Annotated in this window: 9 protein-coding genes; 7 read left to right on the top strand and 2 right to left on the bottom strand. The window is 37.4% G+C overall.

All coding sequences use genetic code 11. The features are described from left to right. Positions 1-55: 55 nt before the first annotated feature. Positions 56-1036, bottom strand: coding sequence for a metal-dependent hydrolase (locus tag V7014_RS08525; protein WP_335506139.1), 981 nt, complete (start codon positions 1034-1036; stop codon positions 56-58). Between the two features lie 336 nt (positions 1037-1372). Here V7014_RS08525 and mutY point away from each other — a divergent pair, with 336 nt between their 5' ends. After that, complete coding sequence (gene mutY / locus V7014_RS08520; protein WP_438824894.1) at positions 1373-2479, top strand: A/G-specific adenine glycosylase; 1107 nt, start codon at positions 1373-1375, stop codon at positions 2477-2479. 25 nt (positions 2480-2504) lie between these two features. Here mutY and V7014_RS08515 read toward each other — a convergent pair whose 3' ends face one another. After that, a complete protein-coding gene (locus V7014_RS08515; RefSeq protein ID WP_335506137.1) occupies positions 2505-2729 on the bottom strand; it encodes a hypothetical protein in 225 nt (74 codons plus the stop codon). A 320-nt stretch (positions 2730-3049) separates the two neighbouring features. Between V7014_RS08515 and fabL the strand changes: the two genes are divergently transcribed. The 6 genes from fabL (at position 3050) to V7014_RS08485 (ending at position 8958) form a co-directional block, all read left to right on the top strand. Beyond that, positions 3050-3799: an enoyl-[acyl-carrier-protein] reductase FabL gene (gene fabL / locus V7014_RS08510; RefSeq protein WP_335506136.1), complete on the top strand. Its 750-nt coding sequence runs from the start codon at positions 3050-3052 to the stop codon at positions 3797-3799. A gap of 76 nt (positions 3800-3875) precedes the next feature. Then, positions 3876-4079, top strand: coding sequence for a gamma-type small acid-soluble spore protein (locus V7014_RS08505; RefSeq protein ID WP_335506134.1), 204 nt, complete (start codon positions 3876-3878; stop codon positions 4077-4079). Between the two features lie 240 nt (positions 4080-4319). Next, positions 4320-4847: a nucleoside tri-diphosphate phosphatase gene (ntdP, locus tag V7014_RS08500; RefSeq protein WP_335506132.1), complete on the top strand. Its 528-nt coding sequence runs from the start codon at positions 4320-4322 to the stop codon at positions 4845-4847. A gap of 112 nt (positions 4848-4959) precedes the next feature. Continuing rightward, the gene (locus V7014_RS08495; RefSeq protein ID WP_335506130.1) at positions 4960-6705 is read left to right on the top strand and encodes an ABC transporter ATP-binding protein; all 1746 of its coding nucleotides are present in this window, start codon (positions 4960-4962) and stop codon (positions 6703-6705) included. Between the two features lie 293 nt (positions 6706-6998). Then, positions 6999-7994, top strand: coding sequence for an ABC transporter ATP-binding protein (locus V7014_RS08490; protein WP_335506128.1), 996 nt, complete (start codon positions 6999-7001; stop codon positions 7992-7994). Beyond that, complete coding sequence (locus V7014_RS08485) at positions 7987-8958, top strand: ABC transporter ATP-binding protein (protein ID WP_335506126.1); 972 nt, start codon at positions 7987-7989, stop codon at positions 8956-8958. Before V7014_RS08490 ends, V7014_RS08485 begins: the two co-directional genes overlap by 8 nt. Positions 8959-8960: the final 2 nt, after the last annotated feature.

Below are 8960 nucleotides of genomic sequence, written 5' to 3'. Positions count from 1 at the left end.
TATCTCAGTCGGAGGGCTCCAGTCTATACAGAGCAAAACGGGCGCTTCCGCTTTTCTATTGTGGTAAGACTTTTAGTTTCTTTTGTAGTTTCTCTTCACTGAAAACCCAACCGGTGTATGAGTTGGTAATATTCAGGTCACGATCTAAACGAACAACAGCCACGAAAGGATAGTGTCCATTACTTCGGTACCTTAAATCAATGAACTTAACTTCATAATGATATTCGCTTTCGTCAATTTCAAATCGATAGACGGGTGAAAAGGACAGGAAAGCAGATAAGTTTTTGTCATGCTTTGCAATATCTATCGCTGGATGATCCGGTAAAGGAATTCGGTCAAATTGGTCAAAAATAGTGATATGCCCGTTCTGAGAAAGCGCTACGTAATAATATTGTTCAGTTATAACTGCAACTTTCCATTTATGATATCGGAGAGTTGGAGAAAGGATGATTTTTCGGGCGCCTGGGATCTTCAATTGAACGGCTGCTTTAACACGTCTTTGCTCTTTAAATCGCGCTATATAATAGAAAAACATAACGATATATACAAGCAAGAATGTATAACCGGGATGTGCACCAAATGCCCATAGCATTAATCCAACGACATGAAATCCGAAGATGAAAGGATCGAATGTATTGATTACTCCAAGTGCAATCCATTTAGAGCTTAATGGCCGCAATGCTTGAGTTCCATAGGCGTTAAATATATCAACGAATACGTGTATGAACACAGCGGCAAATGTCCATAACCATAAGTGTAAAAGGTTTGATTCGGGAAATATAGCATACAGGACAAATGTGATTAACACTGGCCAAAGTAAAACAGCTGGAATAGAGTGTGTTCTACCTCGATGATTTCTAATATATATCGCATTGTTACGAATCTTTAATACAGTATCAATATCAGGCGCTTGGGAACCGATGATGGTTCCAAACAAAATAGCTTGTGCCGTTATCGGACTATGTGCGACAACTGGATCAAGCGTCGCTAATGCTCCAAGTCCAAATCCCATTACTACATGTGTAGCAGTATCCAATGGTCGCAACCTCCTTACTGATGCTAGCCTTAGTTTTTGAAGGATAGAGCAGTAAATTTGATGAATCTAAATTATAGGAAATCGTTTTTTGGTCAGATGATTCCATTAGTATTGTGTTAACAATTTTAGTATAGTAAGAACCATGATAAGTGTGAATCTATAAATGCTTCGCCTTAATAGTAATATGCCTATAAAGGTGAGAAAGTAAGTCATATTGAATAAATTCTTATGGGAAAACTTCTAGCTAAATTGTAACACGTTTAGTTTAATTAGTAATTCTAATCTCTTATTGTATTCCCTTTTTTATTGAATATGTAACATCACGGAGGAACTATTTTGTACGAGATCAAAACTTTGAACGATTTTAAAATTGAAGAATTTCAACGAGATTTAATACAATGGTTTGAACAAGAGCAACGCAGTTTGCCATGGAGAGCGGATCGAGATCCTTATAAAGTGTGGGTTTCGGAAATCATGTTACAACAAACCCGTGTAGATACAGTAATTCCTTATTTTAACCGCTTTATGGAATGGTTCCCAACGCTACAAGATTTTGCAGATGCAGATGAGGAAAAAATCTTAAAAGCATGGGAAGGTCTTGGATATTATTCACGCGTGCGAAATTTACAAAGCGCTGTTAAAGAAGTGAAAGAAAATTACGGTGGTGTTGTCCCGAATACTCACAGTGAAATTATTAGCTTGAAAGGTGTAGGTCCATATACAGCAGGAGCTATACTAAGTATTGCCTACGGTATTCCAGAGCCAGCTGTTGATGGGAATGTCATGCGTGTTCTTTCACGAATATTGCTCATTAAAGAAGATATAGCTAAACCAAAGACAAGGAAAGTTTTTGAGGATGCTGTACGAGCAATCATTTCACATGATAATCCATCATACTTTAACCAAGCGTTAATGGAGTTAGGAGCATTAATTTGTACACCAGGCAATCCTGCGTGTATGCTTTGTCCTGTTAGGGAACACTGTGTAGCTTTCTCTGAAGGAGTTCAATCAGAGCTTCCAATAAAAATCAAAGTAACGAAAACGAAAAAAGTAAAGCTAATTTCAGCGATATTGAACGATAAGCAAGGAAGAATTCTTGTTCAAAAGAGACCACCTAAAGGTTTATTGGCAAATTTATGGGAATTTCCTAGCTTTTCTTTTGTTCAGGAGCAAAGCGTCAATAAGAATCTATATGAGGACGCTTTTGTTCTTGACTATAACAGTCGTGTGATACTTGATATGCCAAAATTGACTGAGATTCAGCATGTATTCTCGCATTTAGTATGGGATCTATCAGCTTTTACAGGACTAGTACAAGAAGAACTGAGTCCTGAAATCATGGAAAAATATCGCTTGAGATGGGTCACAGAACAAGAGATGTCAGAGCTAGCTTTTCCTGTGCCATATCAAAAGATGTTTAGCGCCTATCAGGAAGCAGAATAATTAGAGCAGATAGCTCCATAATAGATTAATCAACAATTAGGTCTGTGTCGTGGGTATAGTCCGCCTCGTTGTGTTGGAACCCACCTCTGTTTTGAATTTCTTTTATGATTTGTTTGAGGATGGACTGTCCTTGAACATTTAAATAAGGTAACATTTGTTGGAGAGAGTGGTGAAAGTACTGCAATTCACTGTCTTTCCAATCTTTCTTTTGAAGTAATGAAAGTTCAGTTAAGTCTCTGCTGACATACATGTTATTAACTCCTTCTTATATAAGATTGGATTGATTCCATGTCTTAAGAAATTTTTTAAAAAGATAATAAAGTTTGAATTTAGACAAGTGTCTAGCTCCAGCGCCTATCGCCTAGCGTACTTCAGGCCTTCTTTCTACGATAAGTCAACGGAGAAATGCGGAATCGATTCGCTTATCAGCTCATCGTGTTTCCTTTATCTCAGTCGAAGTCCCTCCAGTACGTAGGTCGATGAGCAAGGCGCTTGCGCTTTTCTACTAATATGAGCAGAGATTCTGCAAATTATGATAAAAAATAGTTGTTAATAGAAAGGATGAAGAAGATGACTAATAAAGTTGCACTAATTACAGGAAGTAGTAGAGGTATTGGAAAACAAACAGCTATTCGTCTTGCAAAAGCAGGCTATGACATTGTGATTAATTATGCCCGCAGCAAGTCGGCGGCGCTTGAAGTTGTAGAAGAGATTGAAAGCTTAGGAAGAAAAGCGCTATTAATCAAAGCGAATGTTGGTGATGTAAAAAAAATTAAAGCCATGTTCGAAACGATTGATGAAACATTTGGTAGACTTGATATTTTAGTGAATAATGCAGCGTCAGGTGTACAAAAACCAATTGTTGAACTAGAGGAAAATCATTGGGATTGGACAATGGGTATTAACGGAAAAGGCGCTTTATTTTGTGCAAAAGAAGCAGCTAAGCTAATGGAAAAAAGCGGCGGTGGACAAATTGTAAATATCAGTTCACTTGGGTCGATTCGATATTTAGAAAACTATACAGCTGTTGGTGTATCAAAAGCAGCTCTTGAAGCATTAACGAGATATTTAGCGGTTGAATTCGCACCGATGAATATTCGAGTAAATGCTGTGTCGGGGGGAGCTGTTGATACAGATGCATTAAAGCATTTCCCAAATCGTGAGGAGTTGTTAAAAGAGGCAGCAGCTAGTACGCCAGCAGGTAGAATGGTGGAGATTGATGATATGGTCAATACAATTATGTTCCTCCTATCAGAAGATGCAAGTATGATTAGAGGCCAAACAATCATCGTTGATGGTGGGATATCTTTACTTGTTTAACAGTTAATACCAATTTTATTTTTGAGGATATTACTTTACGCTCTTGGTTACATTAATGAGCGTGGAGGTGATATTAATGGCAAACAAACAACAAACACAAACAGGTACAAACATTCAACAAGTTAAACAACAAAACGCTGGTGCATCTAGTACTTCTAGTAGCTCAAGTTCATATGGAACTGAGTTCGCTAGTCAAACAGACGTGGCAAAAGTAAAACAACAAAACCAACAATCTGCAGCTAAAAAATCTCAAGCTTCAGGTCAAAGCAGCCAACAATAACAACGAGTTATTGTGATGCCTAAAGGTGTGTGATTTTCTCCTTTCTCTCCAAGAGATGTGGTGAAAATCCACACCTTTTTCTATCTATTCGCACATCTACTTTTCTTTTTCTTACTCATTGGTTTTAAATTTGCTCCTTAATCGCTATAATAATTAGTAAGATTAGTGATATAGAAGAATTTGTATAGTTGGTTGAAGGAACTTGGTCGATGATGTTGATTAGAAAGTAGGGATAATAATATGAAGATCCCCATGGAAGGAGATACTATTCAGATTCACAGTTACAAACATAACGGCCATATCCATCGTATATGGGAAGATACAACGGTGTTGAAAGCAACACAAAATCTAGTAATCGTAGCGAACGACAGGGTGCGAGTAACGGAGTCGGATGGACGCTCGTGGATTACCCGTGAGCCAGCAATTTGTTACTTTCATTCGCAAGTTTGGTTCAATGTGATTGGCATGTTAAGAGAAGATGGAGTCTACTATTACTGTAATATTAGTTCACCATTCGTGTACGATCATGAAGCATTGAAATATATTGATTACGATTTAGATATTAAAGTGTATCCTGATATGACATTTCAGTTACTAGATGAAGATGAATATGAGAAGCATAGTTTGGAAATGGGTTATCCAAGTGAGATTGATGCTATTTTAAAGAAAAATGTAAAGCAACTTATTTTTTTAATTCGCCAACAAAAAGGACCGTTTTCTGCAGATTTTGTTGATATGTGGTATGAACGTTACTTAACATATCGGTAAATTAACAAAACCTGAAGCCTGTTGAAGTGACAACAGGTTTTTTAGTGTTTATGATGAAGGGATAAAATAGGATAGCTAATGCAATATATAAAGAAAAAAAAGGATGAAATAGATGGGGAGTATTCGTCGTTATTTACAGTGGGTAAAGCCGTATAAATGGCCGATTATTGGTACGATTATTATTGGGATTATAAAGTTTGCTATACCATTATTAATTCCATTATTAATTAAATATGTAGTAGACGATATTATTGGTAATGAAGCTTTATCAGTAGCTGCTAAACAAGAGAAATTATTGATGATTATGGGAATCATGCTCGTTGTTTTTGTCATTATGAGACCGCCGATTGAATATTATCGACAATACTTTGCCCAATGGGCAGGTAGTAAAATTTTGTTTGATATTCGTAATCAGTTGTTTACTCATATTAACAAGCTTAGCTTCAAATATTATAGTAATACGAGAACAGGTGAAATTATTTCACGCGTTATAAACGATGTAGAGCAAACGAAGAACTTTGTCATAACAGGGTTGATGAATGTTTGGCTTGATGTGGCAACTATCTTTATTGCTGTCATGATCATGTTTACGATGGATGTTAAGCTAACGCTTGTATCCCTTGTTTTATTTCCGTTTTATGCGTTGTCAGTACGTTATTTTTTCGGGAAATTAAGAGGGCTAACGAGAGAGCGTTCACAAGCATTAGCAGAAGTACAAAGTTACTTACATGAACGAGTTCAAGGAATGCCTGTTATTAAGAGCTTTGCCATTGAAGAGTATGAACAAGAAAACTTTAATAAACAAAATCAGCATTTCTTGGATAAAGCGTTAAATCAAACAAAATGGAACGCAAAATCATTTGCAGTCGTCAACACGATAACAGATGTGGCACCATTACTTGTTATTGGCTTTTCAGCCTATCAAGTAATCAATGGCAGCTTATCAGTAGGAACGATGGTTGCGTTTATTGCTTATATCGAAAGATTGTATGGCCCGCTTCGCCGACTTGTCAATTCATCGACAACATTGACACAAGCTGTTGCTTCTATGGATCGTGTGTTTGAATTTATTGATGAGAAGTATGATATAGAGGATCGTAAAGATGCGATAATGTGCCAAGATGTGAAAGGTGCTATCACATTTGATCATGTGAACTTTTCTTATGAAGAAGAAAGTGGACCTGTTTTGAAGAATATTCGGTTGGATATTAAGCAAGGTGAAACCGTCGCACTTGTTGGTATGAGTGGGGGAGGGAAATCTTCACTTGTAAGTTTAATTCCAAGATTTTACGATGTGACTGAAGGAGCTATTTTGTTAGACGGTGAAAATATTCAAAATTATAAGGTTCGCTCATTACGAGATAATATTGGAATGGTATTACAAGACAATATTTTATTTAGCGAATCGGTTGCAACAAATATCTTATTAGGAAAGCCAACAGCGAGTAAGGAAGAAGTTATTACGGCTGCTAAAGCGGCAAACGCACATGAATTTATTATGAATTTACCACAAGGATATGATACGAAAGTGGGAGAACGAGGAGTGAAGTTATCTGGTGGACAGAAGCAGAGAGTTGCCATTGCTCGTGTTTTCTTGAAAAACCCGCCGATTTTAATTCTTGATGAAGCGACATCAGCACTTGATTTAGAAAGTGAACATTTAATTCAAGAATCATTGGAACGATTAGCGAAGAGTCGTACTACATTTATCGTTGCCCACCGCTTAACAACCATTACACATGCAGATCGAATTGTCATGATTGAACATGGAGAAGTGGTCGAAGAAGGAACACATGAAGCCTTGATGAAGAAGCAAGGAAACTATTATAATCTTTTCCATGTGCAACAATTACATTGATGTTTTAAAAAAATGCTTTCTTTCTAATTGGAGGAAAGTATTTTTTTATGCTTATATAATTTTTAAAACGAGGGTTTGAACGGCATAGAGCAATTAAAAAAGTTAGTGATTTTTAATTTATATCACTTTAATGTATTAAAGAAGGTGTTTGGTAAAAGATTATATGCCTTTTTTTGCTTATTTTGACAAAAAAAGGTGGACGTTTGGCTTGTTTTTTAATAGAATGAAGAACAAGAAAGCTATACTTTTAAAGCTTTTCGAATACTTAATTAATAGAAAGGGGGAGCGAAAGTTTGAGTCAAACTCCAATATTGGAAGTGAAAAAGTTAAAAACCTCTTTCTTCTCTAATGATGGTGAAGTGCCTGCTGTAGATGAAATTAGCTTTTCCATCGGAGAAGGTGAAGTGATTGGAATTGTAGGTGAATCAGGGTGTGGCAAAAGTGTTACGTCACTCTCAATCATGCGCCTTATTCCCCATCCGCCTGGCAAAATTGTAAGTGGCGAAATACGGCTCAATGGAGAAAATCTTGTAGAATTATCAGAGAGGCAAATGCGACAAAAAAGAGGTAATGATTTGGCGATGATTTTTCAAGAGCCAATGACTTCCTTGAATCCCCTTTTTACTATAGGAAATCAATTAACCGAAGCTATACGATTACATAAGAAAGTATCGAAAAAAGCGGCATTCGCTCGCGGCGTTGAAATGTTAAAATTAGTTGGTCTTCCTAGAGCAGAACAAATCATGAGTGAATATCCTCATCAACTCTCAGGTGGTATGCGCCAAAGAGTGATGATAGCTATGGCATTATCTTGTGACCCTCGATTATTAATTGCAGATGAACCGACCACTGCGTTAGATGTAACCATCCAAGCACAAATTCTATCCTTAATGAGCGATTTAAATTGTAAACTCAAAACCTCTATTATTATGATCACACATGACTTAGGCGTCGTAGCAGAAATATGTGAGAGAGTTCTTGTTATGTATGCAGGTAAAATCATTGAAGAAGGCACGGTAGAAGAAATCTTCCGAAATCCGAAGCATCCATATACGGTTGGATTACTCCAATCTGTCCCCGATATTCGGATTAAGAAAGAACGGCTCTATTCTATACCAGGCAACGTTCCGAAGCCGGGTACAATACGTGTGGGCTGCCGCTTTGCTGCCCGATGTGAGCATGTTCAGGAACGATGTACAATCGAAAGTCCTCCGCTGTACCATACTGAAGATGAACGGCATTTTGTGCGTTGCTTCTTGCATGATAAAGGAGGCAATAAAGATGACTGATTTATTATTACAAGTAGAGCATTTAAAGAAGTATTTTCCGATAAAAAGCGGGGTGTTTGGCAGACAAACTGGAGAAGTGAAAGCAGTGGATGACATAAGTTTTACCGTGCGAAAAGGAGAAACCCTCGGAATCGTTGGTGAATCTGGTTGTGGTAAATCAACGACAGGTAAGATGCTCATGCGTCTTATTGAGCCTACTGATGGTAAAGTCATTTTTGATGGTAAAGATGTTACATCGCTCTCGCAAACTGAAATGCGCAAACTGCGAAGAGAACTGCAAATGGTATTTCAAGATCCGTACGCATCATTAAACCCTCGACATACAGTTGAAAAAATCCTCGAAGAGCCATTAATTGTTCATGGTATAGGCAATAGCAATGAAAGAAAAAAACTCGTTGCAGAAATGTTAGAAACAGTAGGTCTTAGTAGTTATCATGCTAAGCGTTATCCTCATCAATTTAGCGGGGGACAAAGGCAAAGAATTGGTATAGCGCGGGCACTCATGACAAAGCCAAAGCTTATTATTGCCGACGAACCCGTTTCAGCATTAGACGTATCCATTCAATCGCAAGTATTAAATTTATTGGAAGATTTACAGAAAGAATTTGGCTTAACCTATATATTTATTGCTCATGATTTAGGCGTTGTGAGGCATATAAGTGATAGAGTAGGTGTAATGTATCTTGGTAGGTTAGTAGAAATATCAGACGGTGATTCAGTGTATGAAGAACCGCTACATCCCTATACACGGGCTTTATTAGCTGCTGTTCCAGTGCCAGATCCAACTATAAAAAGGGAAAAGGAACTCTTAAGCGGAGATATACCTAGCCCAGCAAATCCTCCTTTAGGGTGCGCATTTCATACACGCTGTAAAGAATGTATGGATATTTGTACAACTACAAAACCGCAGCTAAAGGAAATGAAGAATGGTCATTATGTAGCTTGCCATTTATATAACGAATAAGG

It is taken from the genome of Bacillus sp. JJ722 (genome assembly GCF_036963345.1).
In the GTDB taxonomy this organism is placed as follows: Bacteria; Bacillota; Bacilli; order Bacillales; family DSM-1321; genus Bacillus_AD.
The sequence above is the reverse complement of the archived record's forward strand: the minus strand, read 5'-3'. Positions and strand labels throughout refer to the sequence as shown.

Bases quoted from the DNA above. Each gene is read 5' to 3' on its own strand.
- V7014_RS08495 (WP_335506130.1), top strand. From the start codon at position 4,960: ATGGGGAGTATTCGTCGTTATTTACAGTGGGTAAAGCCGTATAAATGG.
- V7014_RS08485 (WP_335506126.1), top strand. From the start codon at position 7,987: ATGACTGATTTATTATTACAAGTAGAGCATTTAAAGAAGTATTTTCCG.
- V7014_RS08515 (WP_335506137.1), bottom strand. From the start codon at position 2,729: ATGTATGTCAGCAGAGACTTAACTGAACTTTCATTACTTCAAAAGAAA.
- V7014_RS08505 (WP_335506134.1), top strand. From the start codon at position 3,876: ATGGCAAACAAACAACAAACACAAACAGGTACAAACATTCAACAAGTT.
- fabL (WP_335506136.1), top strand. From the start codon at position 3,050: ATGACTAATAAAGTTGCACTAATTACAGGAAGTAGTAGAGGTATTGGA.
- ntdP (WP_335506132.1), top strand. From the start codon at position 4,320: ATGAAGATCCCCATGGAAGGAGATACTATTCAGATTCACAGTTACAAA.